Raw genomic sequence first — 26,234 nt, forward strand, 5'->3', positions numbered from 1 at the left:
ATGGGTTGGGTGGGCCGGCCGGGCACTCATGCCGGCCTGCGGCGGCGCAGCGGGGACAGCAGGCGGTCGACGCCCACCAGGACCGCTTCCACCAGCAGGGCGAGCACGGCGACCAGCAGCGCCCCCGCGACCACCTGCGGGGTGTCGTACGTGTTGAAACCGGCGGTGATGATGCGGCCGAGGCCGCCCTGACCGACCATGGCGGCGATCGTCGCCGTGGCCACCACCTGGACCGCGGCCGACCGCAGCCCGGTCATGATGAGCGGGTAGGCCAGCGGAAGCTCGACGCGCAGGAAGAGCTGCCCGCCCGACATCCCCATCCCGCGCGCGGCCTCCGCCACCGAACGGTCCACCTCGGTCATTCCGACATAGGCGTTGGTCAGCAGCGGCGGCACGGCGAACAGCACCAGGGCGATGATCGTCGGTATGTATCCCGCGTTGCGCAGCGGCGAGACCATGAAGAGGGCCAGGACCGCGAAGACGGGGATCGCCCGCCCCACATTGGCCAGGTTGACCGCGAGCGCGCCGCCCTTGCCCCGGTGGCCCAGGTAGAGCGCGACGGGCAGCGCGATGGCGCAGGACAGCGCGAGCGCCACCCCGCTGACGTACAGGTGCTCACCGAGCCGGTGGGCGACCCCGCTCTCCCCCGACCAGTTGGCGCCGGTGGTGAGCCAGGTCCAGGCCTCGCCGAGAACTCCCATGGTCAGACCGCCTTCACCGGGCCGGGCGCGCCCGCGCCGCCGTGCGTGGCGCGTATGCGGGTCCAGGGCGTCAGCAGCCGCTGGAGACCGAGCAGCAGCAGGTCGGCGACGACCGCGAGCAGTACACAGAGCACCGAGGCGGCCAGCACCTGGGCCTTGAAGAAGCTGGGCAGCGCGTCCTCGATGAGGTTGCCCAGGCCGCCCCGGCCGACGATCGAACCGACCGTCGTCAGCGCGACCGTGGACACCGTCGCGATGCGTATCCCCGCCATCAGCGCGGGCAGCGCGAGCGGCAGCTCCACCTCCCACAGCAGGCGGGCCGGTCCGTACCCCATGCCGTGCGCGGCCTCCTTCGCCTCCTGCGGGACCGCTTCGAGACCGGCGAGGATGTTGCGCACGAGGATGGTCAGCGAATACAGCACGAGCCCGGTGACCACGAGCGCGGCCGAGAGGCCGAACACGGGCAGCAGGAGCGAGAACATCGCGAGGGACGGCACGGTGTAGAGCACCGTGGTCAGCCCGAGCACCGGTCCCGCGAACCGCCGGCTGCGGCGCGCGAGGAGCGCCAGCGGGAAGGCCACGGCCACCCCGATCGCGACCGAGACGACGGTGATCCAGATGTGCTGGACCGTCGCGTCCGTCAACTCCTGACTGCGGGAACGGAGATACTCCCCGCAGATCCAGTCGTTCGTCACCAGGCAGTTCTGTGCGGCCATCCGTCCCCCCACCTCCCGATTGCCCACTCGTACTGATGCCGGGCGAGCTTATCCTCGACCACTGACAATCGCCGAGGCCGTTGTATTCCAGCAACATGTCCTTCACAGAACACGCGCGACAATGGGGAACCATGATCCGTTTCGAGCACGTCACCAAGCGGTATGCGGACGGCACCACCGCCGTCGACGACCTTTCCTTCGAGGTCGCCGAGGGTGAACTGGTCACGCTCGTCGGACCGTCGGGCTGCGGCAAGACGACCACCATGAAGATGGTGAACCGGCTGATCGAACCGACCGAGGGCCGGATATTCCTCGACGGGGACGACATATCCGCCATCGACCCCGTCCAACTGCGCCGCCGTATCGGCTATGTGATCCAGCAGGTCGGCCTCTTCCCGCACAAGACGGTCCTGGAGAACACCGCCACCGTTCCCCATCTCCTCGGCTGGAAACGCGGAAAGGGCCGGGCCCGCGCCGCCGAACTCCTCGATCTGGTCGGACTCGATCCTTCCGTTTATGGCGACCGATATCCGGAACAGCTGTCCGGTGGCCAGCGCCAGCGGGTCGGTGTGGCCCGGGCACTCGCCGCCGACCCGCCGGTCCTGCTGATGGACGAACCTTTCGGCGCCGTCGACCCGGTCGTGCGCGAGCACCTTCAGAACGAATTCCTGAAACTCCAGGAACAGGTGCGCAAAACCATCCTGTTCGTCACGCACGACATCGAGGAAGCCGTCCGGCTCGGCGACCGCATCGCCGTCTACGGACAGGGCTCGATCGAGCAGTTCGACTCCCCCGCCACCGTGCTCGGCGCCCCCGCCACCGGCTATGTGGCCGACTTCGTCGGCGCGGACCGCGGCCTCAAGCGGCTCTCGGTCACCCCCGTCGAGGAGAGCGACCTCGACCATCCGCCGGTCGTCCACCTGGACGACCCGCTGGCCGCCGCGACCGAGCGGCTGCGCGCGGAAGGTGCCCGCTGGGCGGTGGTCCTGGACGGCGACGACCACCTGCACGGCTGGATTCCCGCCGACGACGCGCGCAGCGGGGGCAAGGGCACCGTCCGCGACCACGCCCGCCGGATGGAGGCGTGGCTTCCCCTCGGCGCCCCGCTGAAACAGGCCTTCGCCACCATGCTCCAGCACGACGCCGGCTGGATCGCCGTCATCGACGAGGCGGGCGAGGGCCGGTTCCTGGGCGTGCTGACCCCCGCCCGTCTCCACGAGGCGCTGCGCCGCTCGGTCGGCGCGGACGGCCGCTCGGTCCCCCGCGCCGAGGTGGCCGTCGAGAGCGTGACGGGCGTGACGGAGACGTCGGCGGTCTGAGGCGACGCGGGGGCCGCCACCCGTCCCGCGCGCCCGTCGCGCCGGCCCCCGCGCCCCGCACCCGCCCCCGCGTCGTCAGCCCCGCGGTCGTCCGCCGCGGCCCCGCCCGCCTCGTCAGCTCTCGCTGAGCCGGCTGCTCATCCACTCCAGGGCGGCCGGGATCTCCCGGCGCCAGGTGTTGAAGTTGTGCCCGCCGCTGTCCAGCACGATCGAGGACACCCGGGCCGGCTGCTTCACCTTGGCCAGGAACCGCCGTGTGTCGCGGTAGTTCGACTCGCCGTGGCGGGAGGTGGTCACCAGGAACGACGCGTCCGGCTGCGGCAGGTTGTCCAGCGTCCACAGCAGGTCGGCCCGGTGCCGCGCCGCCTCGTCGCCGTGGAAGAGGTCACCGGTCGTCGGGTCCTCGGCCGCCTTGTAGTACGCGGAGAGCCCCGCGCTCGCGGTGTACCTGTCCGGGTGGTGCAGCCCGATCTTCAGGGCGCAGTACCCGCCGGTCGAGTTGCCGATGATGCCCCAGTTGCGGGCGCTCCTGCCGACCCGGTACTCCGCCGAGACCGCCTGCGGCAGGTCCTGGGCGAAGAAGGTCTCCGTCTTCGGACCGCCCTTTATGTCCACGCACTCGGTGTCCCGGGGCGGCGCCAGCGTGGGCCGCAGCATGACCAGGATCATCGGCTGCGCCCGCCCGGCCCGCACCCGGTCGAGTGCCGTACGCGGATAGCGCAGCCCCTTGATGAGGTTCTCCGAGGTGCCCGGGTACCCGGTGAGCACCACGACCGCCGGGAACTTCCGCCGCGCGTAGGCCTCCTGGAAGTACTCCGGCGGCAGATACACGTACGCCGAGCTCTCGATCCCCGAGTGCCGGCCCGCGATCACGACCTTGTCGATCCGGCCGCCCACGGCCGGCCGCGCACCGCCCGGCACGTCCGGCCGCTGCGTCCCCACCCGGACGATGTTCTTCGCGGCGAGCGTCCCGGCCGCGTGGTCGGTGACCACGCCCAGGTCCTGCTGGCGGCCGAGCAGGTCGGCCCAGGAGCCGTAGAAGAGGAAGGAGTTGTTGGCCAGCAGGCCGACGGTGGCGAACACCGCCACCTGGGTGGCCAGCAGCAACCCCACCCGCCCGAGCACCGCGGGGGCGCTGCGCCGGGCGAGCCTCGGCCAGCACCAGATCGTGAGGGTGAACAGCACGACGGCCAGCACGATCGCGAGGATCAGCACTGCCTTGCCCGTAAGGCCCATGACCGGTGAACTTTCTGTAAGGAAATTTCCGGGTTGTGGGTGAACCCACGGCCCGGAAGCCTCGTCCTAGAGGTCGCACATCGTCCGCAGGGCTCCGGCCGCCGGACTCCAGGAATCTCTCGCGGAACCACGGGAAGCGATGTCTGTCACGCTAGATGGGGATAAATCGGGATCGGTTCCGGATCGCGCACGTACGTTCGTGCGCGGACCGAGGCCCGAAGCCGTACCGGCGCTCGTCGGCACCGCCTGCGCGGCCGTCGGGCTGATCGACGTCACCGCCGGGGTGTTCCCCCGGTTCCGGCACAGCCGCATGCACAGCCTGGCCGAGGTGCTCCCCGGAGCCCTCGGCCCCTTCGCCGCGGCCCTCTCACTGAGCGCCGGCGTCCTGCTGCTGCTCCTCGCGCACGGCCTCAAGCGGCGCAAGCGGCGCGCCTGGCGGGCCGCCGTCGTACTGCTCCCGGCCGGAGCGCTGGCCCAGTTCTCCTACCGGCACTCGGTCCTCGGCACCCTCGTGTCACTGACGCTGTGTTACCTGCTGGTGCGCCACCGGAGTGAATTCGCCGCGCTCCCCGACCCGCGCAGCCGCTGGCGGGCCCTGGCCAACTTCGTGCTGCTCGGCGCGGGTTCGCTCGGACTCGGCCTGGTCATCGTCAGCGCCCACCCCCGCCGCCTCGTCGGCAGCCCCAGCATCGCCGACCGCCTCCAGCACGTGCTGTACGGCCTGTTCGGCTTCGAGGGGCCCGTCGACTACGCGGGCGACACCTCCTGGACCGTGGCCTACTCGCTGGGCGCCCTCGGCCTGCTGACCGCCGTCACCACCATCTACCTGGCCTTCCGCCCCGAACACCCGGCCGCCCGCCTCACCGAGGACGACGAGGCCGGGCTGCGCGCCCTGCTGGAGCGGCACGGCGGCCGCGACTCGCTGGGCCACTTCGCGCTCCGCCGCGACAAGGCCGTGGTCTTCTCACCCAGCGGGAAGGCCGCCGTCTGCTACCGCGTGGTCTCCGGCGTGATGCTGGCCAGCGGCGACCCGATCGGTGACGTGGAGGCCTGGCCCGGCGCCATCGAACGCTTCATGGACGAGGCGCGGGCGCACTCCTGGGCCCCGGCCGTCATGGGGTGCAGCGAGACCGGCGGCGAGGTCTGGACCCGCGAGACCGGCCTGGCCGCCCTCGAACTCGGCGACGAGGCGGTGGTGGACGTCGCGGATTTCTCCCTCGCCGGACGCGCGATGCGCAACGTACGCCAGATGGTCAAGCGCATCGAACGCGGCGGCTACGAGACCCGCGTCCGGCGCGTGGCCGACATCTCTGAGGCCGAGCTGGCCCGCATCCGCCGCGCCGCCGCCGACTGGCGCGGCACCGACACCGAACGCGGCTTCTCCATGGCGCTCGGCCGCATCGGCGACAGCGCCGACCAGGACTGCTTCGTCGCCACCGCCCACAAGGCCGACGAGCACGGCGCCGAGTCCCCCTACGGCGACCTGAAGGCCGTGCTCCACTTCGTGCCCTGGGGCACCGACGGCATGTCCCTCGACCTCATGCGCCGCGACCGGTCCGCCGACCCCGGGATGAACGAACTGCTCATCGTCGCCTCCCTCCAGGCCGCGCCCCGCCTGGGCATCACCCGGGTCTCGCTGAACTTCGCGATGTTCCGCTCCGCCCTGGCCCGCGGCGAGAAACTGGGCGCGGGACCGGTCCTGCGGGTCTGGCGCGGACTGCTGATCTTCCTCTCGCGCTGGTTCCAGATCGAGTCGCTGTACAAGTTCAACGCCAAGTTCCGCCCCCGCTGGGAGCCCCGTTTCGTGGTCTACCGCACCGCCCGCGACCTGCCCCGCATCTCGCTCGCCGCGATGCAGGCCGAGGGCTTCGTGAACTTCGCGCTGCCCCGCCCGCTGGCCCGCCGCCTCCCCGTCGGCCCCCGCCGCCCCTGCGCCCACGTACCGCCCCCGGCCGGCGGACAGGGCGCCCGCGCCGCGTAGCCGCGGCCCGTACGGCCGTACCGCGCGGCGTATCAGCGGCCCGTACGGGCCTACGCTGGTCGTATGAGTACGTTGCGTGGACGAGGCACGGTCGAGGGTCTGCCGGAGTGGGACCGCTGCGCGGTCATGGGCGTCGTCAATGTGACCCCCGACTCCTTCTCCGACGGGGGCCGCTGGTTCGACACCACGACGGCCGTCAAGCACGGCCTCGACCTGGTCGGCGAGGGCGCCGACCTGGTCGACGTCGGCGGCGAGTCGACCCGGCCGGGCGCCAGCCGGGTGGACGAGTCCGAGGAGCTGCGCCGGGTGATCCCGGTGGTCCGCGGCCTGGCGTCCGAAGGGGTCACGGTCTCCGTCGACACCATGCGGGCCCGCGTCGCCGAGCGGGCGATCGCCGCCGGCGCGGTCCTGGTCAACGATGTGAGCGGCGGCCAGGCCGACCCGGACATGGTCCCGGTCGTCGCCGCGGCCGGTGCCCCCTTCGTCGTCATGCACTGGCGCGGCTTCAGCGAGTCGATGAACAGCCGGGCGGTGTACGGGGACGTGGTCGCCGAGGTCACCGCGGAGCTGCGGGCCCGGATGGACGCGGTGGTCGCCGGCGGGGTCGCCCCCGAGCGCCTCGTCATCGACCCCGGGCTCGGCTTCGCCAAGGACGCCGCCCACGACCTCGCGCTCCTCGCCCGGCTGGACGCGCTGCACGGCCTCGGCCGCCCCCTCCTGGTCGCCGCGTCCCGCAAGCGGTTCCTCGGCCACGTCCTGGCCGGCGAGGGCGCCCCGCCGCCCGCCCGCGAGCGCGACGCGGCCACTGCGGCCGTCTCCGCGCTCTCCGCCCGCGCCGGCGCCTGGGCCGTCCGTGTCCACGAGGTACGCGCCACCGCCGACGCCGTGCGGGTCGCCCGCGCCATCGAGGGAGCCGCGTGAGCGAGCCGAGGGACGACCACGCGGCGGCCGCCGCCGACATCGCCGCCGTCGAAGGGGCCAACACCGCCTTCTACGAGGCCCTGGAACAGGGCGACCTCGAAGCGCTGACCGCGCTCTGGCTGCCCGGCGAGGACCTCACCGTCTCCTGCGTCCACCCCGGCTGGCCGGTGCTCAGCGGGCGCGGCGAGGTGCTGCGCAGCTACGCGCTGATCATGGCGAACACCGAGTACATCCAGTTCTTCCTGACCGACGTCGGCGTCTCCATGACCGGCGACACCGCCCTGGTGACGTGCACCGAGAACATCCTCAGCGGCGGCCCCGCCGAAGAGGGCAGCTCGCTCGGCCCGCTCGTCGGGCAGCTCGTGGTCGCCACGAATGTGTTCCGCCGCACTCTGGACGGCTGGAAGCTCTGGTCGCACCACGGTTCGCCCGTACTGGCCGAAACCGGTGAGGAAGAGGACGAAGAGACCTCGTCCTGAACGACCCCCGCCCGAATCGGGCACGAAAGACGGCCCACCGGGATTGGAACCGGCCGCATCGGGGTATCAGCGGCTATCTGTCCCGCGCCCGCATGCCCGGCCCCCGAGGGGAAAGGCTGTCGGTGCTCGCAGGTAGATTCGAAATCGGGCACCCGGCCGCCCGCACGCGGCCCCGAGCCCTACGACCAACGACAGCAGGAGTGATTCGCGTGGATCGTGTCGCGCTGCGCGGCCTCAAGGCCCGAGGGCACCATGGCGTCTTCCCCCGGGAACGGGAAGAAGGACAGACGTTCATCGTGGACCTGGTGCTGGGCCTCGACACCCGCCCCGCGGCAGCCGCCGACGACCTGACGAAGACCGTGCACTACGGCGTGGTCGCGGAAGAGGTCGTCGAAGTGGTCCAGGGCGATCCGGTCGACCTGATCGAGACGCTCGCCGAGCGCATCGCCCAGCAGTGCCTCAAGCACGACGGCGTCGAGGAGGTGGAGGTCGTGGTGCACAAGCCGGACGCGCCCATCACCGTCCCGTTCGACGACGTCACCATCACCATCACCCGGAGCCGAGCATGACTGCATTTTCTACCGAAGGGCAGAGCGACCCGACCGTACAGCCGGTACCCGCCTCCGTGGTCGAGCAGGTGGACGCGGCGGACATCACGCTCTCCAACCCCAAACTCGCGGTGCTCTCCCTCGGTTCCAACCTGGGCAACCGCCTGGAGACCCTCCAGGGCGCCATCGACGCCCTGGAGGACACGCCCGGCCTCCGGGTCAAGGCGGTCTCCCCGGTGTACGAGACGGAGCCCTGGGGCGTCGACCCCGGCACCCAGCCCTCGTACTTCAACGCGGTGATCGTCGTGAAGACGACGCTGCCCCCGTCCTCCCTGCTGGAGCGCGGCCAGGCCATCGAGGAAGCCTTCGAACGGGTCCGCGAGGAGCGCTGGGGCCCGCGCACCCTCGACGTCGACATCGTCGCGTACGCCGACGTGGTCTCCGACGACCCCGTCCTCACGCTGCCCCACCCCCGGGCCCGGGAGCGCGCCTTCGTCCTCGCCCCGTGGCACGACGTGGACCCCGAGGCCCAGCTGCCCGGCTCCGGCCCGGTCGCCGAGCTGCTGACCGGTGTCGGGCAGGGCGGCGTCCTCCCCCGGGCCGACCTGGAACTCCGTCTGCCCGAGTAGTCGTTAGGCTCACGGAAGACAGCGGAACGATCACAGACGGCGGAAGGCGGCTCACCCGGTGAAGCAACTACGGCTCGGAGTCCTGGCCGGCCTCTTCGCCGCCGCCGGCGTCCTGTCCTGGGGCGCCGCCCGCCTCTGGGACTCCTACGGCACCCTGCCCAGCGTGCCGCTGGCCGCGCCCATCGTGCTCGCGGTGATCGCCGTCGTCCTGCTGGCTACGGCCCTGTCCATCCGCTCCCGGCTGCGCGCCCAGCGCGAGCGCCGGCCGGGAGCGAAGGGCGTCGAGCCGCTGATGGCGGCCCGCGCCCTGGTCTTCGCCCAGGCCAGCGCCCTCGTCGTCGCCCTGGTCGCCGGGATGTACGGCGGCACGGGCGTCTTCCTGCTCGGCTCCCTCGACATCCCGCCCCGCCGCGACCAGGCGATCTACGCCGGTTTCTCGGTCCTGGCCGGCATCGGCGTCATCGCCGCCGCCCTGTTCCTGGAGCACGTCTGCAAGCTCCCGGACGACAAGGACGACAACACCGGCGCGGCGGCGGCGTAGGAAAGGGGACGCCGGGCGTCAGCGCGCCATGATCAGGCTCATGGCCTCGGCGCGCGTCGCGGGGTCCCGCAGCTGCCCGCGCACGGCCGAGGTCAGCGTCTTCGCCCCGGGCTTGCGGATGCCCCGCATCGACATGCACATGTGCTCGCACTCGATGACGACGATCACGCCGCGCGGCTCCAGGATCTCCATCAGGGACTCGGCGACCTGCGTGGTCAGCCGCTCCTGCACCTGCGGCCGGCGGGCGTAGACGTCCACCAGCCGGGCCAGCTTCGAGAGCCCGGTGATCTTGCCGCTGGTGGCCGGGATGTACCCGACGTGCGCCACCCCGCGAAACGGGACCAGGTGGTGCTCACAGGTGCTGAACACCTCGATGTCCTTGACCAGCACCATCTCGTCGTGGCCCAGGTCGAACGTGGTCGTCAGGACGTCCTCGGGCTCCTGGTACAGGCCCGCGAATATCTCCTTGTACGCCCGCGCCACGCGCCCCGGGGTCTCCCGCAGACCCTCGCGGTCCGGGTCCTCGCCGACGGCGACGAGCAGCTCCCGGACAGCGGCCTCGGCACGCTTCTCGTCGAACTCGCCGATCGGTCCCTGGCCGTCCAGCGTCACCGGGTCGGTCATGTGTGCCTCGTTCCTCGAACTGTCACTGCGGGGGCATTCGCGCAGGTGTACGGAAAAGCCGCGCCCCCAACAGGCTAGAACCTGGGGGGCGCGGCATCCATTCCGGGCCCGGTGGGAGCCCCGTGACAGGGGACACACCGGGTCGGTGACTAGCTCTCGGGCCGCTCCTCGGGGATCGACTCGACGGCCGGAACGGTGTCCGTGACCGAGCCGTTCGCCGTGCTCGCGCCGTTGGTCAGGGCGAGCTCCTTCGGGGAGAGCACCGGCGGGCGGGTGGACGGCGTACGCCGGGAGGAACCGGTCCACGCGGGGCGGGCCGGGCGCTTGACGATCGGAGCGAAGATCTCGGCGATCTCGGCCTTGCCCAGGGTCTCCTTCTCCAGGAGCTGGAGGACCAGGGCGTCCAGCACGTCGCGGTTCTCGACGAGGATCTCCCACGCGTCGTTGTGCGCGGTCTCGATGAGCTTCTTGACCTCTTCGTCGACCAGCGCGGCGACCTCTTCCGAGTAGTCGCGCTGGTGGCCCATCTCGCGGCCCACGAAGGGTTCGGTGTTGTCGCCGCCGAACTTGATCGCGCCGAGCCGCTCCGTCATGCCGTACTGCGTGACCATCGCGCGGGCCGTTGCCGTGGCCTTCTCGATGTCGTTCGCGGCGCCGGTGGTCGGGTCGTGGAAGACCAGCTCCTCGGCCGCGCGCCCGCCCAGCATGTACGCCAGCTGGTCGAGCATCTCGTTGCGCGTCGTGGAGTACTTGTCCTCCTCCGGGAGCACCATCGTGTAACCGAGGGCGCGGCCGCGGGAGAGGATCGTGATCTTGTGGACCGGGTCCGACTGGGGAGAGGCCGCCGCGACCAGGGCGTGTCCGCCCTCGTGGTACGCGGTGATCTTCTTCTCCTTCTCGGACATGATCCGGGTCCGCTTCTGCGGGCCCGCCACGACGCGGTCGATGGCCTCGTCGAGCATCTCGTTGTCGATGAGCTTCTTGTTGCTGCGCGCCGTGAGGAGCGCCGCTTCGTTCAGCACGTTCGACAGGTCGGCGCCGGTGAAGCCGGGGGTGCGGCGGGCGACGGCGCCGAGATCGACGTCCGGGGCGACCGGCTTGCCCTTCTGGTGGACCTTGAGGATCTCCAGACGGCCCAGCATGTCCGGGCGGTCGACGGCGATCTGCCGGTCGAAGCGGCCCGGACGCAGCAGCGCCGGGTCGAGGATGTCCGGCCGGTTCGTGGCGGCGATCAGGATGACGCCACCCTTCACGTCGAAGCCGTCCATCTCCACGAGCAGCTGGTTCAGCGTCTGCTCGCGCTCGTCGTGGCCGCCGCCCATGCCGGCGCCGCGGTGGCGTCCGACGGCGTCGATCTCGTCGACGAAGACGATCGCCGGGGCGTTCGCCTTGGCCTGCTCGAAGAGGTCACGGACCCGGGAGGCACCGACACCGACGAACATCTCGACGAAGTCGGAACCGGAGATCGAGTAGAACGGGACGCCCGCCTCACCGGCGACGGCGCGCGCGAGCAGCGTCTTGCCCGTACCGGGGGGCCCGTACAGCAGCACGCCCTTGGGGATCTTGGCGCCGACGGCCTGGAACTTCGCCGGTTCCTGGAGGAACTCCTTGATCTCGTGGAGCTCCTCGACCGCCTCTTCCGAGCCCGCCACGTCGGCGAACGTCGTCTTCGGGGTGTCCTTGGTGATCAGCTTGGCCTTGGACTTGCCGAACTGCATGACCTTGGAGCCGCCACCCTGCATCTGATTCATCAGGAACAGGAAGACGACCACGATGAGGACGAACGGCAGCAGCGAGAAGAGGATCGAGACGAACGGGGACTGCTTCGACGGCGAGACGGTGTAACCCTTCTCGATGTCACCGCTCTCGAACTTCTTCTGCAGCATGTCGGCGAGCTGGACGCCCTGATTGCCGATGTAGCTCGCCTGGAACTTGCTGCCGGACTCGTCGGCCAGCTTCTGGCCGTCCTTCATCTCAATCTTGAGGATTTGATCGTCACCGGTGGTCAGCTTGGCCTGCTCCACCTGGTTCTTGCTGATCGCCTGGATCACCTGGCCGGTGTCCACCGTCTTGTAGCCGCCGCCCGAGCCGACGACATTCATCAACACGACCACGGCGAGGACGGCCAGCACGATCCACATGACCGGCCCACGGAAGTATCGCTTCACGTCCATCCATACGGAGCGAAGTCGCCCCGTCCCTCCTGCCCGTAGGTAAATGCTGCTGTGAGTAAAGACTGTTCCTCGGACGGTACCCCAGCATTGGCACCGGCGTCCGCCTCGGACGTCCGGCGAACCCGCCTTCGAAGGCTCAACGGCGGGAGGCCTGTGAGGGTTCCCGGAGTCCGCGGCAGCGGGGCCGCGGGCCCTCAGCCTCCGTAGACGTGCGGAGCGAGCGTTCCGACGAAGGGGAGGTTGCGGTACTTCTCCGCGTAGTCCAGCCCGTAACCGACGACGAACTCGTTGGGGATGTCGAAGCCGACCCATTTGCAGTCGAGCGCGACCTTCGCCGCGTCCGGCTTGCGCAGCAGGGTGCAGATCTCCAGCGACGCCGGCTCGCGCGAGCCGAGGTTCGACATCAGCCAGGACAGGGTCAGGCCCGAGTCGATGATGTCCTCGACGATCAGGACGTGCTTGCCCTTGATGTCGGTGTCCAGGTCCTTGAGGATCCGGACGACACCCGAGGACTGGGTGCCCGCGCCGTACGAGGAGACGGCCATCCAGTCCATCGTGACGGGGGTGGACAGCGCGCGCGCCAGGTCCGCCATGACCATGACCGCGCCCTTGAGGACTCCGACGAGGAGCAGGTCCCTGCCGGCGTACTCCGCGTCGATCTTCGCGGCGAGCTCGGTGAGCTTCGCGTCGATCTCTTCCTTGGTGAGGAGCACCGACTGGAGGTCGGCGCCCATGTCCTTCTCGTTCACCCGCGTCTCTTTCTGTGCCTGCCGGGTCCGGGATGGAGTCCCGGGCCTGCGCGGCGATCGCCCTGCGTGTCAGCCGCTTGTGCTCAGCTCTGCCGGATGACCAGTCTGCCACCCTGGCGCAGGGCTTCGACGCGGCCGGGGAGGTTGATGGCCTGCTGGCCGCGCCAGCCGGTGACGAGGCGGTCGATTTCCTCGATGTGCCGGGCGAACAGCGAACCGGCCGGTGAACCCGCCTCTATGGCGGCCCGGCGCAGCACCCGGCGGCGTACCGCGGGGGGCAGCGCGTACAGCTTGGCGCACTCCAGACGGCCCGCGTCGTCGCGTACGTCACGGTCGGCGGCCGCGGCCCAGGTGTCCAGGGCGTCGGCGTCGTCGCGGGAGAGCTGCGCCGTACGGGCGAGTGCTTCGACGACGCCCTTGCCGAGGGCCTTCTCCAGGGCGGGCAGGCCCTCGTGGCGCAGCCGGGAGCGGGTGTAGGCGGGGTCGACGTTGTGCGGGTCGTCCCAGACGGGCAGGGACTGGGCCAGGCACGCGGTGCGGGCGGTCTGGCGGTCGAGGTGGAGGAAGGGGCGGCGGTAGCGGCCGGCCGGGCCCGAGGCGGCGGCCATGCCGGACAGGGAGCGGATGCCGGAGCCGCGGGCGAGGCCCAGCAGGACGGTCTCGGCCTGGTCGTCGCGGGTGTGGCCGAGCAGGACGGCGGCGGCGCCGTGGCGTTCGGCGGCGGCGTCGAGGGCGGCGTAGCGGGCGTCGCGGGCGGCGGCCTCGGGGCCTCCCTCGCGGCCGACGCGGACGGCGACGGCTTCGGCGGGGCCGAGGTCCATGGCGGCGAGCCGGGTGGCGACCTCGGTGGCGCGGATGTCGGAGCCGTCCTGGAGGCCGTGGTCGACGGTGACGCCGCCGGCCCGGACGGGGAGTTTGCGGGCCTCGAAGGCGAGGGCGGAGGCGAGCGCCATGGAATCGGCGCCTCCGGAGCATGCCACGAGCACCAGAGGGGTATCGGCTCGTTCGGGGAGGGCGGTGCGGCGGCTGCCCGCTCCGGCCTGTGCGAGCTCGGGGTGCGGGGCGTGCCCGGCGCGTTCGGTCTGTTCGGCGTGTTCGGCGATGACGTCGTGGAGTACGCGGCGGACCGCCAGGCGTATCGCCGCGACCGCAGGATGGGGACCCATGTCCGGTGCCCTTCGTGAAGTTCTTCGGGGGATGGCTCGGAGTGCCGGACGAGAAGGAGTGCCGTCACTCAGAGTGCGTCGATGGTGACAGAGCAATGCCGTTCATCGAGCATTGCACGCCTTCCCATGCCCCCACGGTCCCTCGGATGGGTGATTACCGGCGCGTTGCCTTCGGGTCCCGGGCCCGCGCACGGGCCGGGCTCACGACTCTGCCTTACGGTGCACCCGCGCGATCCAGTCCTCGGGCGCGGCGATCTCGGCCTTGGTCGGGAGGGTGTTGGGAGAGGTCCACACGCGGTTGAAGCCGTCCATGCCGACCTTGTCGACCACAGCGCGCACGAACCGCTCGCCGTCCCGGTACTGGCGCAGCTTGGCGTCGAGCCCCAGCAGCTTGCGCAGCGCCTGGTCCAGCCGGCTCGCGCCGCGGGCCCTGCGCTGCTGGAACTTCTCGCGGATCTCGCCGACGGAGGACACCACCTCGGGGCCGACGCCGTCCATCACGTAGTCGGCGTGCCCCTCCAGCAGGGACATCACGGCGGTGAGGCGGCCGAGGATCTCGCGCTGGGCGGGGGTCTGGACGAGCTCGACCAGGCTGCGGCCGCCGTCCTCGCCCTCCTCGCCCTCGGGGCTCCCTCCGGCGAGTGACTGGACGGCCTCGCGCAGCCGCTCCAGGAAAGTCATCGGGTCGACGTCGGTCTCGTCCAGGAAGGACTGGATCTCGCCCTGGAGGTGGTCGCGGAGCCAGGGCACCGCGGTGAACTGGGTGCGGTGGGTCTCCTCGTGGAGGGCGACCCAGAGGCGGAAGTCGTGCGGGTCGACATCGAGCTCGCGCTCGACGTGCACGATGTTCGGCGCCACCAGCAGGAGCCGGCCGCCGCCGTCGGCGGACGCGGGCAGTTCGCGGGTGGCGGGGGCGAAGGTCTCGTACTGGCCGAGGACGCGCGAGGCCAGGAAGGACAGCAGCATCCCGACCTCGACGCCGGTGACCTTGGAGCCGACCGCGCCGAGCACGGCACCGCCCGCGCCGCCGCCGCGCCGTTCCTCCATCTTCTCCAGGAGGGGGCGCAGCAGTTCGCGGAAGCCCGCGACGTTCGCCTTGATCCAGCCCGTGCGGTCGACGACCAGGACGGGGGTGTCCTCCGGTTCGGTCCCTTCGGGGATCATCCGGGTGAAGGAACGGACGTGCTCCTCCGCGGCCTTCGCGTGCCTGCGCAGCTCCGCGACGACTTCGCGGGCCTCCTCGCGGCTGATCTCGGGGCCCGGCCGCACAAGCCGGGTCGCGGTCGCGACCGCGAGGTTCCAGTCGACCATCCCTGCACCACCGATGCTCGTCATGCGTCAACCGTACGTGCTCGGGCCCATGAACGAGGAGGTGTTGACGGGGTCATCGCTCGCCGGCGGCGAGTGCGGTGGCGAGTTTGTCGAGGGCTGCCTGGGCCTCGGAGGGGGCGGTGGTGCCGGAGGCCAGGAAGGCGAAGGCGAGGAGCCTGCCGCGGGTGTCGACCACCGTGCCGGCGAGGCTGTTGACGCCGGTCAGGGTGCCGGTCTTGGCGCGGATGAAGCCGGTGCCTCCGGCCTTCGTGGTGTAGCGGCCGCTGAGCGTGCCGCTGAATCCGGCCACCGGGAGGCCGGTGAGGACGGGGCGCAGTTCGGGGTGGCCGGGGTCGGCCGCGCGGGCGAGGAGACCGGCCAGCAGGGCGGCGGTGACCTTGTCCTTGCGGTTGAGCCCGCTGCCGTCGGCGATGTTCACGCCCGTGAGGGGCAGCCGGAGCTTCTTGAGCTGGGCGGTGACGGCCCGTCGGCCGCCGTCGAAGTCGGCGGGTTCGCCGGCGGCGACGGCGGTCTGCCGGGCGAGTGCCTCGGCGATGTCGTTGTCGCTGTTGGTGAGTGCCCGTTCGACCAGGCCGGAGAGCGGGGCGGACAGATGCGTGGCGACCGTACGGGAGGTCTTGGCGGCGCGGCCGGCGGCGGGGTCGGCCCCGGTGGTGATCCCGGCGTCGTCCAGGAGCGCGGCGAAGGTGCGGGCGGCGTCCCCGGCCGGGTCCTCGCTGCGCGGGGCGGGGCCGCTGGAGGAGTCGTCCTGGCGGCCCTCGTTCAGCATCAGGGCGCTCATCGGAGCGATGTTCTCGTTGGGGCCGATCGGGTGGTGCGAGGGCCCCGTGTAGCCGGAGGTGTCGTAGCGGAGCCGTACGGAGGTGACCTTGCCGGCCTTCAGGGCGCGGGCGGTGCCGGCGGCCAGGGTGCGCAGGGCGGCCTTGTCGAGGGTGGGGTCGCCGCCGCCGACGAGGGTGACGGTGCGCAGGTCGGCGGAGGCGCGGACGGTGGTGGGGATGCGGTGGTCGGGGCCGAGCGCGCTCAGGGCGGCGACGGTGGTGGCGATCTTGACGGTGGACGCGGGTGTCATGGGGGCGTCGGCCCCCTTGCCGTACAGCCGCCTGCCGGTGGCGGTGTCGATGACGACGGCGGCACGCCGGTCGCCGAGCGCGTCGTTCTTCAGCAGCGGGTCCAGGACGGCGCGCAGGTCGGGCGTCGCGCCGGCCGGGGCGTCCTGGACGGTGGTGCCGAGGGCGGCGAGGACGGCCGGGGCGCTGGGGGCGGGGGCGGGGCCCGAGGGGTCGCCGGGCACGTGATGTGCGCCACCTGTACGGGCGCGGGCGGCCGCCCAGTCCTGCTCGGCCTTACGCTGACCCGAGTCCCAGGGGCCGGCGGCGAGGACCGCGCCGGCCGCGAGCGCCAGACCGGCGACGGCGGAGACGGCCGTGAACTGCCAGTTGTTCAGTCCGCCCCGCACGCCCAGGCGGCCCGCGAGGGATCCGCCCGGCCCGCCGGGCGGGTCGATCGACGGTCTTTCCACCGGCTCGGCCACCGTTGACCAGCCCCTTTCGCGAGCACACATCTGCGTGAGGGACACTTAACCACCAGTCGTATGTGTTGATCATGGAGGAGCCACCCGTGGAGTTCGACGTCGTTATCGAGATCCCGAAGGGTTCGCGCAACAAGTACGAGGTGGATCACGAGACCGGCCGGATTCGTCTGGACCGTCGGCTCTTCACCTCGACCAGCTACCCGGCGGACTACGGCTTCGTCGAGAACACCCTCGGCGAGGACGGCGACCCGCTGGACGCGCTGGTCATCCTGGAGGAACCGACGTTCCCGGGCTGCCTCATCAAGTGCCGCGCGATCGGCATGTTCCGGATGACCGACGAGGCCGGCGGCGACGACAAGCTGCTCTGCGTCCCGGCGTCCGACCCCCGGGTGGAGCACCTGCAGGACATCCAGCACGTGTCGGAGTTCGACCGCCTGGAGATCCAGCACTTCTTCGAGGTGTACAAGGACCTGGAGCCGGGCAAGTCCGTCGAGGGCGCCGACTGGGTCGGCCGCGCCGAGGCGGAGGCCGAGATCGAGGCCTCCCGCAAGCGTCTTGAGTCGCACGGCGCGCACTGACGTTCCGTTCGCGGAAACGGACCACTGAACGGGCGGTACTCCTTCACGGGTGTGCCGCCCGTTTCGTGTGCGCTCCCATGGGCGTGGCCATACTGGGCAGGAGCGCAGCCGAGGACGCGCAGCCGATGAGGAGCGAGGGCGAGTGGTGGCGGAACCGGGCGGGCCCGATGACGAGAAGCCCCAGTCCGACGAGGCGCGCAGTGCCTTCTCCGTGCCTGCCGGTACGGACCGTCCCGCGCCGCCGTCGGAGGAGGACCACCCGACGTCGGAGTTCGCGCTTCCGGCCGGTCTGACGCCCGAGCCGCAGGGTCCGGACTCCGGTTCCGGGTCGGAGACGACCGGTTCGGCGTTCGCCCTGCCGAGCACGTACAGCGTGCGGGACTCCCCGCCGGCGTTCACTCCGGCGCACGGCATCCCGATGGTCCGGCTGACCAAGGAGGCGCCCTGGCAGGACCGGATGCGCACGATGCTGCGGATGCCGGTCGCCGAGCGCCCGGCGCCGGAGCCGGTCCAGCGGCACGACGAGGCGGGGCCCGCGGTGCCGCGCGTGCTCGACCTGACGCTGCGTATCGGGGAGCTGCTGCTCGCGGGCGGTGAGGGCGCCGAGGACGTCGAGGCGGCGATGTTCGCGGTGACGCGCAGCTATGGCCTCGACCGCTGCGAGCCGACCGTGACGTTCACGCTGCTGTCCATCTCGCACCAGCCGTCGCTGGTGGACGACCCGGTGACGGCGAGCCGTACGGTACGCCGCCGGGGCACCGACTACACCCGGCTGGCGGCGGTCTTCCGGCTCATCGACGACATCACCACGGTCGAGGGCGAGGTCTCCCTCGAAGAGGCCTACCGGCGCCTCGCGGAGATCCGCCGCAACCGGCACCCGTATCCCGGCTGGGTGCTCACGCTGGCCGCTGGCGGGCTGGCCGGTGCGGCGTCCGTGCTGGTCGGCGGCGGCCCGCTGGTGTTCGTGATCGCGGCGCTCGGCGCGATGCTCGGCGACCGGCTGGCCTGGCTGTGTGCGGGGCGCGGGCTGCCGGAGTTCTACCAGTTCGTGGTGGCGGCGATGCCGCCCGCCGCGATGGGGGTGGCGCTGACGCTGACCCACTGGTCGGACGTACGGCCGTCGGCGGTGATCACCGGTGGGCTGTTCGCCCTGCTGCCGGGGCGGGCGCTGGTGGCGGGCGTGCAGGACGGGCTGACCGGGTACTACATCACGGCGGCGGCGCGGCTGCTCGAAGTCATGTACTTCTTCATCGCCATCGTCACCGGGGTGCTGCTGGCGCTCTACGGGGGCCTTCAACTGGGCGCGGAGCTGGACCCGGAGGCGCGGTTCATCACGCACGACCGGCCGGTGACCCAGATCCTGGCGTCGATGGTGCTGACCCTGTCGTTCGCGATCCTGCTCCAGCAGGAGCGGGCGACGGTGCTCGCGGTGACCCTGAACGGCGCGGTGGCGTGGATCGTCTTCGGGGCGATGGCCCGGACGGGCCATCTGTCGGCGGTGGCCGCGACGGCGGCGGCCGCCGGGCTCGTCGGGCTGTTCGGGCAGTTGTTCTCGCGCTACCGCTACACCTCGTCGCTGCCCTTCATCACGGCCGCGATCGGGCCGCTGCTGCCCGGTTCGGCGACGTACTTCGGGCTGCTGGGCGTCGCGCAGAACGAGCTGGACCGGGGGCTGGCCTCGCTGTCGACCGCGGTGGCGACGGCTCTGGCCATCGCCATCGGGGTGAACCTGGGGAGCGAGATCTCCCGGCTGTTCATGCGGGTGCCGGGCGCGGTCGGCGGCGCGAACCGCCGCGCGGCCAAGCGGACGCGCGGCTTCTGACCCGGCCGGTGCGCCGGGGCGGGGGTCAGCGCTTGGCGTGCCGGCCGCGGCGGCCGGCGGCCTGGTCCTGGGACGGCAGCTCGCCGTCACCGGTGTCCGCCGCCTCCTTCTTCGCCTTGCCGCGGGCGCGCAGGAACTCGATGGCGATCGGCACGACCGAGATCAGCACGATCAGGACGAGCATCGCCTCGATGTTCTTGTGCACGAACTCGACGTTGCCGAGGGCCGCGCCGAGGAGCGTCACGCCGACGCCCCACAGCACGCCGCCGATGACGTTGAACACGATGAACGAGCGGTAGTTCATCCGGCTGACCCCGGCGATGATCGGGGTGAACGTCCGCACGATGGGCACGAAGCGGGCCAGGATCAGCGACTTCGGGCCGTGCTTCTCGAAGAACTCGTGGGCCTTCTCGACGTTCTCCTGCTTGAACAGGCGCGAGTCGGGCCGGCTGAAGAGCGAGGGCCCGACCTTGCGGCCGAAGAGGTATCCCACCTGGTCGCCGATGATCGCCGCCAGTGCCACCAGGACGCAGACCAGCCACAGCGGGGTATGCAGCTTCTCCGTCGTCACCAGCAGGCCCGTGGTGAACAGCAGGGAGTCACCGGGCAGGAAGAAACCGATCAGGAGCCCGGACTCGGCGAAGACGATGGCCAGCACGCCGGCCAGGCCGAACTGGCCGATGAGATAGTCCGGGTCCAGCCAGCTCGGTCCGAGCGCAAGCGTATTCAAGGGTCCGGGCTCCAGGATGAGGTCGATAAGCGGCTGCGTGGCCGCCCAAAGCTATCAACGCGGCGCGGCGCCTCCGGGTTCCACCGGCCCCTGTGGAGATGCACAGGGGATGAACCGGGGCAAAAATCGGTCCCAGGAGGTGCCATCCATGGGTATCGAGGATTACGGCGGCGGCCAGGCGGCCCAGGCCGACGTGCTGGTCGTCACCACGAACGACGTCCCGGGCCACCAGGTGACGCAGGTCATCGGCGAGGTGTTCGGCCTGACGGTCAGGTCCCGTCACCTCGGCAGCCAGATCGGCGCCGGTCTCAAGTCCATGATCGGCGGCGAGCTGAAGGGGCTGACCAAGACGCTCGTCGAGACCCGCAACCAGGCCATGGAACGGCTGGTCGAGCAGGCGAGGGCGCGCGGCGCCAACGCGGTGCTGATGATGCGGTTCGACGTGACCGAGGCGGCGGACGTGGGCACGGAGGTCTGCGCGTACGGCACGGCCGCGGTGATCAGCCGGTCCTGAGCCGGGCGCGCCGCGGGGGCGGGGCTCCCCGCCCCCGTGACGGACCCGTACCGTCTACTCCCGGCGCCCCGCGTTGGCGTCGATCGCCTCGCGCAGGTGCTCGGCCAGCCCCGGCCGCATCGACTCGTAGAACGCCTTGAACCGCGGGTCGGCGACGTACATCTCGCCGAGGCACCGGTGCATCTCGTAGCCGCACTCGTAGAACCAGCCCGAGATGTGGAGCCGGTGCTCCTCGGCCATGTCCATGGCCCGCTCACCGGTCGCCGGCTCACCTGCCTCCATCAGCGCCTGGTAGCGCTCGGCCCAGGAGTCGGCCTCGGCCTTCATCCGCTGCCAGTCCTCCTTGGTGTAGCCGGCGGCCCGGCGCTGCGACTCGGCGTAGGTGTCGGTGCCGCCCCAGCGGCGTTCGGCCTCCTCGGCGTACTGCTCCGGGTCCTTGTCCCCGAAGACCTCGAACTTCTCCTCGGGCGTGAGGTTGATGCCCATCCTTCGTGCCTCCATGGCTGTCTCGACGGCGGCGGCCATCCGCTGGAGTTCGGCGATCCGGTGCGACAGCAGCGCGTGCTGCCTGCGCAGATGCTTCTGCGGGTCCGCGTCCGGGTCGTCGAGCAGGGCCGCGATCTCGTCGAGCGGGAAGCCGAGCTCCCGGTAGAACAGGATCTGCTGCAACCGGTCGAGGTCGGCGTCGTTGTAGCGCCGGTGGCCCGCGTGGCTGCGCCCGCTCGGTGAGAGCAGGCCGATGGAGTCGTAGTGGTGCAGCGTGCGCACCGTGACCCCGGCGAATCCGGCGACCTCTCCCACGGAGTGCTCCATGGCTCCCCGCTCCTTCCTGTGTGGGTACGTGTCCGAGCCTGGGTCCTGACGTCGCGTGAGGTGCAAGCCGGAAGGCAAGGACGAACCGCGCCTTTTGAAGTCTTCTGCGGCTTTTACGTCGCTATGGTGTGCGCGTGTCCACCGATACCGCCGTCGCCGCCGAGCCGGCCCCCGCGCGCCGGCTGCTCGCGCTCATCGTGCCCGCCCTGGCCGTCGGCGTGGTCTCGGCGCTCGTCCTGCTCGGCGTCAGCCTGCTCGCGGAGAAGTTGCAGGACGTGCTCTGGGAGACACTGCCCGACGCGCTTTCGGTCGGGCGGTACTCCTCGCTGTGGATGATCGTGATGCTCACCGCGACCGGCCTGGTGACCGGTCTGGTCATCCGGGCGGTACCCGGGCGCGCCGGTCCGGACCCGGCGACCATGGGGCTGATCGACCCGCCGCTGCCGCCGCATGTGGTCCCGGGGCTCCTGGTGGTGACCGTCCTGGCGCTGGCGGGCGGGGTCAGCCTGGGCCCGGAGAACCCGATCACCGCCGCCAACATCGCGCTGGCCGCCTGGGCCGGCCGCCGCCTCGCGCCCGGCGCGCCCGGTGAGCTGTGGCTCGCGCTCGCCGTCGCCGGCACCATCGGCGCGCTGTTCGGCACCCCGGTGGCCGCCGCGCTGATCCTCACCGAGTCGCTGGCCACCGCCCCCGGCCGGGGCGCGCTCTGGGACAAGCTGTTCGCACCGCTCGCGGCCGGCGCCGCCGGGTCCCTCACCATGACGCTGGCCGCCCACCCCAGCTTCGACCTGTCCCTGCCCGCGTACGGGCCCCCGCACTGGGGCGACCTGCTCGCCGCCCTCGTGATCGCGTCCGCCGGAGCGGTGCTCGGCCTCGCGGCGGTGTACGCCTTCCCGCCGGCGCACCGCGCCTTCCGGGCCCTGCCGTACCCCGTCCTGGCGCTGACCCTGGGCGGGCTGCTGCTCGGCCTGCTCGGGGCGCTGGGCGGGCATCTCACCCTGTTCAAGGGGCTGGACGAGGTGAAGACGATCGCCGCCGACCCGGACGGGCGGTCGGCCGCCGAATTCGGGGCGATGGCCGTGGTGAAGACGGCCGCCCTGGTGATCGCGGCGACCTGCGGCTTCCGGGGCGGCCGGATCTTCCCCGCGGTGTTCACCGGCGTCGCGCTCGGCCTGTGCGCGCACGCGCTCGTCGACGCGGTGCCGGTGGCGCTCGCGGTGACCTGCTCGGTCCTCGGCGTCCTGCTGGCCGTCACCGGGCAGGGCTGGCTGAGCCTGTTCACGGCGGCGGTGCTGGCCGCCGACATGTCCCTGCTGCCGGTGCTGTGCGTGGCCTCGCTGCCCGCCTGGCTGCTGGTGACGGGGCGCCCGCAGATGCAGCTGCGCGAGGACGGTACGGCGCTGCGCTGAACCGGACGGCCCCGCACGGGTGGCGGGCCCGACCGGCGTCCGTATCGTCGGATTCGTCCGGCCTCGCGGGCGCGGGCCGAGAAAGGCAGGTCTGCGATGCCGCTCCACCAGGGCTCGGCGCACAGCAAGGAACCCTCCCCCGAACAGCGCAGGCTCGCGCTGAACCCCTTCTACGGGGTGGCCGACCCGGTCGCCGGCATGGAGGCGGCCCCGCCCAGGCACCGCATGCCGGACGGGCCGCTGCCGCCCAACACCGCGTACGGGCTGGTCCACGACGAGCTGATGCTCGACGGCAACGCACGGCTCAACCTCGCCACCTTCGTCACCACCTGGATGGAGCCCGAGGCCGGGGTGCTGATGGGCGAGTGCCTCGACAAGAACATGATCGACAAGGACGAGTACCCGCGCACCGCCGAGCTGGAGCGGCGCTGTGTGTCGATGCTCGCCGACCTGTGGCACGCCCCCGACCCCGCGACGGCCATGGGCTGTTCCACGACCGGGTCGAGCGAGGCCTGCATGCTCGCCGCGCTGGCACTCAAACGGCGCTGGTCGGCCAGGAACGCCGACCGCTACCCGGCCACCGCCCGGCCCAATCTCGTCATGGGCGTCAACGTCCAGATCTGCTGGGAGAAGTTCTGCACGTTCTGGGAGGTCGAGCCACGCCTCGTGCCCATGGAGGGCGACCGCTTCCACCTCGACCCGCAGGCCGCCGTCGAGCTCTGCGACGAGAACACCATCGGTGTGGTCGGCATCCTCGGCTCCACCTTCGACGGCAGCTACGAGCCCATCGAGGAGCTGTGCGCGGCGCTGGACGACCTCCAGAAGCGCACCGGACTCGACATTCCCGTGCACGTGGACGGGGCCTCCGGGGCGATGGTGGCGCCGTTCCTGGACGAGGACCTGGTGTGGGACTTCCGGCTTCCCCGCGTCGCCTCCATCAACACCTCGGGCCACAAGTACGGCCTGGTCTACCCGGGCGTCGGCTGGGTGCTGTGGCGCTCGCCCGAGAACCTGCCCGAGGAGCTGGTCTTCCGCGTGAACTACCTGGGCGGCGACATGCCCACCTTCGCGCTGAACTTCTCCCGGCCGGGCGCCCAGGTCGTCGCGCAGTACTACACCTTCCTGCGGCTGGGCCGGCGCGGCTACCGGGCCGTGCAGCAGGCGGCCCGCGACGTGGCGTGCGGACTGGCGGCGAAGATCGAGGAGCTGGGCGACTTCCGCCTGCTCACCCGGGGCGATCAGCTGCCGGTCTTCGCGCTGACCACCAAGCCGGAGGTGACGGCGTACGACGTCTTCGACGTCTCGCGGCGGCTGCGCGAACGCGGCTGGCTGGTGCCCGCGTACACCTTCCCCGCGCACCGCGAGGACCTGGCGGTGCTCCGGATCGTGTGCCGCAACGGCTTCTCGTCGGACCTGGCGGAGCTGCTCCTTGAGGACCTGCGGCTGCTGCTGCCCGAACTGCGCGCCCAGCCGCACCCGCTGACCCGGAACGAGAACGCGGCGACCTCGTTCCACCACTGAGGCACGATGCTCCTCAGCGGGCGTCCCCCGGGTCCGGGACGCCCGTCGCGTACGGGTTCGCCTCGCCCTCGGCGAGCACCCCCACGAACGGCTCGCCCTCGCCCGCGAAGACGTACGCCCCGCCCTCGATCCGCTCGATCAGCCCCCGCGTCCACTCCGCGCCGGCGTCCGCCGAGTGGATCCACATGTTCATGATCTCGCCGATGTGCCCGTCCGCACCGGGCGTGTAGCGTCCGACGACATCCGCGCGCCAGGCGGCCAGGTGCGCCAGCCGCTCCCGCAGCAGCGCCACCGCCTCGGAGCGCTCCAGGTCCACGATGAAGCCGATGCCCGCCGAGAGCACGTCCATCTTCTGGTCGTACGAGGTCAACGAGGCGCGCAGCAGGGCGAGGTATTCCTCGGTGCCCTGCTCGGTGATCTCGTACTCGATGCGCGGCGGGCCGCCCGCGGTGCTCGGCGCGACCTCGTGGGCGAGCAGCATGCCCTGCTTCGCCAGCTGCTTCAGCGCGTGGTAGACGGAGCCGGGCTTGGCGTTGGACCACTCGTGGGCGCCCCAGAACTCCAGATCGTTGCGGACCTGGTAGCCGTGGGCCCGGCCGTGGTGGCGTACGGCACCGAGGACCAGCAGCCGGATCGCGGACATGCCCTCCACCTCTCTGGTCGGCTTGACCAGAGTAGCGGGACGTGCCCTCGGGTGTTTGCGGAGGTCAGAAGGGGAAGACGCTGCGGCCGTGCTGCACGGAGATCCACTTCTGGGTGGTGAACGCCTCGACGGCCGCTTCCCCGTTGAGCCGGCCGAGGCCGGAGTTCTTCTCGCCGCCGAAGGCGATGCCCGGGTCGTCCTGGACGGTGGAGTCGTTGACGTGGAACATCCCGCTGCGCACCCGCTGGGCGAACCGCACGCCCCGCTCGGTGCTCGCGGTGTGCACGGCGCCGCTGAGCCCGTACGGGCTCTCGTTGACGATCCGCACCGCGTCGTCCTCGCCCTCGAAGGGGACCAGCAGGGCCACCGGGCCGAAGATCTCCTGCGCGTGCAGCGGGGAGTCGTCGGGCAGGCCGGTGAGCACGGTCGGCTCGACCAGGTTGCCGCGCACCCGCCCGCGTACCGTCGCCTGCGCGCCCTCGGCGAGCGCCTGGTCGACCAGGGCGGCCAGCGAGTCGGCGTGGAAGGTGTTGATGACGGGGCCGATACAGGTGTCCGGCTCACGCGGGTCGCCGGTCTTCAGGGCGGCCACCCGGGCACTGAACTTCTCGGTGAACTCCGCGGCCACCGCGCGGTCCACCAGGATGCGGTTGGCGGCCATGCAGACCTGGCCCTGGTAGACGAACCGGCTGTGGACGGCGGCGTCGACCGCGTAGTCGATGTCGGCGTCGTCCAGGACCACCAGGGCGCCGTTTCCGCTGAGTCCGAGGATGGTGCGCTTGAAGAGGCCGCCCGCCGTCGCCGCGACATGGCGGCCCACCCGGTCCGATCCGGTGAAGGAGATCACCTTGGGGACGGGGTGCACGATGAAGGCGTCGCCTATCTCGGCGATGTCGGTGACGACCACGTTGAGGAGACCGGCCGGCAGCCCGGCCTCCTCGAAGATCTTCGCGATCAGACCGCCGCCGAGGACGGGGGCGTTCTGGTTGGGCTTGATGACGACCGCGTTGCCGAGGGCCAGGGCCGGTGCGACCGACTTCATCGTCACCAGGAAGGGGAAGTTGAACGGGCCGATCACGCCGACGACCCCGACGGGCAGCCGGTAGAGGCGGTTCTCCTTGCCGTCCACCGCGGAGGGCAGGATGCGGCCGTCCGGGGACAGCGCCTGCCGGGCCGCCTCGCGCAGGAACTCCTGGGTCAGCGCCAGCTCGTACTCGGCCTTGGAACGCGTGCCGCCCAGCTCGTCGATGATCGCCTCGACGATCTCGCCGGCCAGCTCCTCGGTGACGCGCAGCGCCCGTTCCAGGACGTCGCGCCGCCGGTAGGGGCTCGCGGTGGCCCACTCGCCCTGGGCGCGCTCGGCGGCGCGGTAGGCGAGGTCCACCTCGGCCGCCGTGGCGATGGTGACCGCGGCGAGCTTCTCCCCGTTGTACGGGTTGAAATCGATGATGTCCCAGGAGCCGGTGCCCGTCCGCCATTCGCCGTCGATGTACTGGTCGGCCAGCTCTTGGAAGAAGGACATGCGATCCCTAACTCAGGTGCAGACTCCTGTAG

The 26,234-nt window shown here is 71.5% G+C and carries 25 protein-coding genes; 12 read left to right on the forward strand and 13 right to left on the reverse strand.

Annotated elements, in window-relative coordinates; all coding sequences use genetic code 11:
* Positions 1-26: 26 nt before the first annotated feature.
* Positions 27-701 (reverse strand): ABC transporter permease, encoded by a 675-nt coding sequence (locus P8A18_RS14580; RefSeq protein ID WP_306054864.1) that lies wholly within the window; start codon positions 699-701, stop codon positions 27-29.
* Between the two features lie 2 nt (positions 702-703).
* Positions 704-1,417, reverse strand: coding sequence for an ABC transporter permease (locus tag P8A18_RS14585; RefSeq protein WP_306054866.1), 714 nt, complete (start codon positions 1,415-1,417; stop codon positions 704-706).
* A gap of 131 nt (positions 1,418-1,548) precedes the next feature.
* On the opposite strand from P8A18_RS14585, the gene P8A18_RS14590 reads away from it, so the two are divergent.
* Positions 1,549-2,736 carry a betaine/proline/choline family ABC transporter ATP-binding protein gene (locus tag P8A18_RS14590; protein WP_306054868.1) on the forward strand — a complete coding sequence of 396 codons (1,188 nt, stop codon included), beginning with the start codon at positions 1,549-1,551 and terminating at the stop codon, positions 2,734-2,736.
* Between the two features lie 114 nt (positions 2,737-2,850).
* On the opposite strand, the gene P8A18_RS14595 is transcribed toward P8A18_RS14590, so the two are convergent.
* Positions 2,851-3,972, reverse strand: coding sequence for an alpha/beta hydrolase (locus tag P8A18_RS14595; RefSeq protein WP_306054870.1), 1,122 nt, complete (start codon positions 3,970-3,972; stop codon positions 2,851-2,853).
* 139 nt (positions 3,973-4,111) lie between these two features.
* On the opposite strand from P8A18_RS14595, the gene P8A18_RS14600 reads away from it, so the two are divergent.
* From P8A18_RS14600 to P8A18_RS14625, 6 genes are all read left to right on the forward strand, one after another.
* Positions 4,112-5,953, forward strand: a complete 1,842-nt coding sequence (locus P8A18_RS14600; RefSeq protein ID WP_306054872.1) for a phosphatidylglycerol lysyltransferase domain-containing protein — start codon at positions 4,112-4,114, stop codon at positions 5,951-5,953.
* Positions 5,954-6,016: 63 nt separating this feature from the next.
* Positions 6,017-6,874, forward strand: a complete 858-nt coding sequence (gene folP / locus P8A18_RS14605) for a dihydropteroate synthase (RefSeq protein WP_306054874.1) — start codon at positions 6,017-6,019, stop codon at positions 6,872-6,874.
* Complete coding sequence (locus tag P8A18_RS14610; RefSeq protein ID WP_306054876.1) at positions 6,871-7,353, forward strand: nuclear transport factor 2 family protein; 483 nt, start codon at positions 6,871-6,873, stop codon at positions 7,351-7,353. The genes folP and P8A18_RS14610 overlap by 4 nt, the downstream gene beginning before the upstream one ends.
* A gap of 209 nt (positions 7,354-7,562) precedes the next feature.
* Positions 7,563-7,922 (forward strand): dihydroneopterin aldolase, encoded by a 360-nt coding sequence (gene folB / locus P8A18_RS14615; protein WP_018551208.1) that lies wholly within the window; start codon positions 7,563-7,565, stop codon positions 7,920-7,922.
* The gene (gene folK, locus P8A18_RS14620) at positions 7,919-8,530 is read left to right on the forward strand and encodes a 2-amino-4-hydroxy-6-hydroxymethyldihydropteridine diphosphokinase (protein ID WP_306054883.1); all 612 of its coding nucleotides are present in this window, start codon (positions 7,919-7,921) and stop codon (positions 8,528-8,530) included. The genes folB and folK overlap by 4 nt, the downstream gene beginning before the upstream one ends.
* Positions 8,531-8,588: 58 nt before the next feature.
* Positions 8,589-9,071 carry a DUF3180 domain-containing protein gene (locus P8A18_RS14625; protein ID WP_306054885.1) on the forward strand — a complete coding sequence of 161 codons (483 nt, stop codon included), beginning with the start codon at positions 8,589-8,591 and terminating at the stop codon, positions 9,069-9,071.
* 18 nt (positions 9,072-9,089) lie between these two features.
* Here P8A18_RS14625 and folE read toward each other — a convergent pair whose 3' ends face one another.
* The 6 genes from folE to dacB form a co-directional block, all read right to left on the reverse strand.
* Complete coding sequence (folE, locus tag P8A18_RS14630) at positions 9,090-9,695, reverse strand: GTP cyclohydrolase I FolE (RefSeq protein ID WP_306054887.1); 606 nt, start codon at positions 9,693-9,695, stop codon at positions 9,090-9,092.
* Between the two features lie 149 nt (positions 9,696-9,844).
* Entirely contained in the window at positions 9,845-11,869 is a 2,025-nt protein-coding gene (ftsH, locus tag P8A18_RS14635) for an ATP-dependent zinc metalloprotease FtsH (protein WP_306054889.1), read from the reverse strand.
* A gap of 194 nt (positions 11,870-12,063) precedes the next feature.
* The gene (hpt, locus tag P8A18_RS14640) at positions 12,064-12,603 is read right to left on the reverse strand and encodes a hypoxanthine phosphoribosyltransferase (protein WP_306060913.1); all 540 of its coding nucleotides are present in this window, start codon (positions 12,601-12,603) and stop codon (positions 12,064-12,066) included.
* Positions 12,604-12,701: 98 nt separating this feature from the next.
* Positions 12,702-13,784, reverse strand: a complete 1,083-nt coding sequence (tilS, locus tag P8A18_RS14645; protein ID WP_306054890.1) for a tRNA lysidine(34) synthetase TilS — start codon at positions 13,782-13,784, stop codon at positions 12,702-12,704.
* Between the two features lie 201 nt (positions 13,785-13,985).
* Positions 13,986-15,119: an Rv3626c family coenzyme F420 biosynthesis-associated protein gene (locus tag P8A18_RS14650; RefSeq protein ID WP_306054892.1), complete on the reverse strand. Its 1,134-nt coding sequence runs from the start codon at positions 15,117-15,119 to the stop codon at positions 13,986-13,988.
* A 49-nt stretch (positions 15,120-15,168) separates the two neighbouring features.
* A complete protein-coding gene (gene dacB, locus P8A18_RS14655) occupies positions 15,169-16,650 on the reverse strand; it encodes a D-alanyl-D-alanine carboxypeptidase/D-alanyl-D-alanine endopeptidase (protein ID WP_306054894.1) in 1,482 nt (493 codons plus the stop codon).
* A gap of 86 nt (positions 16,651-16,736) precedes the next feature.
* Between dacB and P8A18_RS14660 the strand changes: the two genes are divergently transcribed.
* Both P8A18_RS14660 and P8A18_RS14665 read left to right on the forward strand, forming a co-directional pair.
* Entirely contained in the window at positions 16,737-17,228 is a 492-nt protein-coding gene (locus tag P8A18_RS14660) for an inorganic diphosphatase (protein WP_018551198.1), read from the forward strand.
* A 142-nt stretch (positions 17,229-17,370) separates the two neighbouring features.
* Complete coding sequence (locus P8A18_RS14665; RefSeq protein WP_306054896.1) at positions 17,371-19,050, forward strand: threonine/serine exporter family protein; 1,680 nt, start codon at positions 17,371-17,373, stop codon at positions 19,048-19,050.
* 25 nt (positions 19,051-19,075) lie between these two features.
* Here the strand turns inward: P8A18_RS14665 and P8A18_RS14670 are convergent, their stop codons facing one another.
* The gene (locus P8A18_RS14670; protein ID WP_306054898.1) at positions 19,076-19,780 is read right to left on the reverse strand and encodes a DedA family protein; all 705 of its coding nucleotides are present in this window, start codon (positions 19,778-19,780) and stop codon (positions 19,076-19,078) included.
* A 148-nt stretch (positions 19,781-19,928) separates the two neighbouring features.
* On the opposite strand from P8A18_RS14670, the gene P8A18_RS14675 reads away from it, so the two are divergent.
* A complete protein-coding gene (locus P8A18_RS14675) occupies positions 19,929-20,294 on the forward strand; it encodes a YbjQ family protein (RefSeq protein ID WP_018551195.1) in 366 nt (121 codons plus the stop codon).
* 54 nt (positions 20,295-20,348) lie between these two features.
* On the opposite strand, the gene P8A18_RS14680 is transcribed toward P8A18_RS14675, so the two are convergent.
* Positions 20,349-21,107 carry a MerR family transcriptional regulator gene (locus tag P8A18_RS14680; RefSeq protein ID WP_306054901.1) on the reverse strand — a complete coding sequence of 253 codons (759 nt, stop codon included), beginning with the start codon at positions 21,105-21,107 and terminating at the stop codon, positions 20,349-20,351.
* 134 nt (positions 21,108-21,241) lie between these two features.
* Here P8A18_RS14680 and P8A18_RS14685 point away from each other — a divergent pair, with 134 nt between their 5' ends.
* Complete coding sequence (locus P8A18_RS14685; protein ID WP_306054904.1) at positions 21,242-22,516, forward strand: ion channel protein; 1,275 nt, start codon at positions 21,242-21,244, stop codon at positions 22,514-22,516.
* Positions 22,517-22,612: 96 nt separating this feature from the next.
* Complete coding sequence (gene gad, locus P8A18_RS14690; RefSeq protein WP_306054906.1) at positions 22,613-24,037, forward strand: glutamate decarboxylase; 1,425 nt, start codon at positions 22,613-22,615, stop codon at positions 24,035-24,037.
* A gap of 13 nt (positions 24,038-24,050) precedes the next feature.
* Here the strand turns inward: gad and P8A18_RS14695 are convergent, their stop codons facing one another.
* Both P8A18_RS14695 and P8A18_RS14700 read right to left on the reverse strand, forming a co-directional pair.
* Positions 24,051-24,680 (reverse strand): PadR family transcriptional regulator, encoded by a 630-nt coding sequence (locus P8A18_RS14695; RefSeq protein WP_306054908.1) that lies wholly within the window; start codon positions 24,678-24,680, stop codon positions 24,051-24,053.
* 64 nt (positions 24,681-24,744) lie between these two features.
* Positions 24,745-26,202 (reverse strand): aldehyde dehydrogenase family protein, encoded by a 1,458-nt coding sequence (locus P8A18_RS14700; RefSeq protein WP_306054910.1) that lies wholly within the window; start codon positions 26,200-26,202, stop codon positions 24,745-24,747.
* Between the last annotated feature and the right edge of the window lie 32 nt (positions 26,203-26,234).

Source organism: Streptomyces sp. Mut1 (assembly GCF_030719295.1).
Lineage (GTDB): Bacteria > Actinomycetota > Actinomycetes > Streptomycetales > Streptomycetaceae > Streptomyces > Streptomyces castrisilvae.

What these genes read in the sequence shown, in the direction of transcription:
- P8A18_RS14590 (WP_306054868.1), top strand. Translation starts at nt 1,549, where the DNA reads ATGATCCGTTTCGAGCACGTCACCAAGCGGTATGCGGACGGCACCACC.
- folK (WP_306054883.1), top strand. Translation starts at nt 7,919, where the DNA reads ATGACTGCATTTTCTACCGAAGGGCAGAGCGACCCGACCGTACAGCCG.
- gad (WP_306054906.1), top strand. Translation starts at nt 22,613, where the DNA reads ATGCCGCTCCACCAGGGCTCGGCGCACAGCAAGGAACCCTCCCCCGAA.
- tilS (WP_306054890.1), bottom strand. Translation starts at nt 13,784, where the DNA reads ATGGGTCCCCATCCTGCGGTCGCGGCGATACGCCTGGCGGTCCGCCGC.
- P8A18_RS14700 (WP_306054910.1), bottom strand. Translation starts at nt 26,202, where the DNA reads ATGTCCTTCTTCCAAGAGCTGGCCGACCAGTACATCGACGGCGAATGG.
- P8A18_RS14595 (WP_306054870.1), bottom strand. Translation starts at nt 3,972, where the DNA reads ATGGGCCTTACGGGCAAGGCAGTGCTGATCCTCGCGATCGTGCTGGCC.
- P8A18_RS14600 (WP_306054872.1), top strand. Translation starts at nt 4,112, where the DNA reads ATGTCTGTCACGCTAGATGGGGATAAATCGGGATCGGTTCCGGATCGC.
- P8A18_RS14580 (WP_306054864.1), bottom strand. Translation starts at nt 701, where the DNA reads ATGGGAGTTCTCGGCGAGGCCTGGACCTGGCTCACCACCGGCGCCAAC.
- P8A18_RS14695 (WP_306054908.1), bottom strand. Translation starts at nt 24,680, where the DNA reads ATGTCCGCGATCCGGCTGCTGGTCCTCGGTGCCGTACGCCACCACGGC.
- P8A18_RS14650 (WP_306054892.1), bottom strand. Translation starts at nt 15,119, where the DNA reads ATGACGAGCATCGGTGGTGCAGGGATGGTCGACTGGAACCTCGCGGTC.
- folE (WP_306054887.1), bottom strand. Translation starts at nt 9,695, where the DNA reads ATGACCGACCCGGTGACGCTGGACGGCCAGGGACCGATCGGCGAGTTC.
- folP (WP_306054874.1), top strand. Translation starts at nt 6,017, where the DNA reads ATGAGTACGTTGCGTGGACGAGGCACGGTCGAGGGTCTGCCGGAGTGG.
- hpt (WP_306060913.1), bottom strand. Translation starts at nt 12,603, where the DNA reads ATGGGCGCCGACCTCCAGTCGGTGCTCCTCACCAAGGAAGAGATCGAC.
- ftsH (WP_306054889.1), bottom strand. Translation starts at nt 11,869, where the DNA reads ATGGACGTGAAGCGATACTTCCGTGGGCCGGTCATGTGGATCGTGCTG.
- P8A18_RS14675 (WP_018551195.1), top strand. Translation starts at nt 19,929, where the DNA reads ATGGGTATCGAGGATTACGGCGGCGGCCAGGCGGCCCAGGCCGACGTG.
- P8A18_RS14585 (WP_306054866.1), bottom strand. Translation starts at nt 1,417, where the DNA reads ATGGCCGCACAGAACTGCCTGGTGACGAACGACTGGATCTGCGGGGAG.
- P8A18_RS14680 (WP_306054901.1), bottom strand. Translation starts at nt 21,107, where the DNA reads ATGGAGCACTCCGTGGGAGAGGTCGCCGGATTCGCCGGGGTCACGGTG.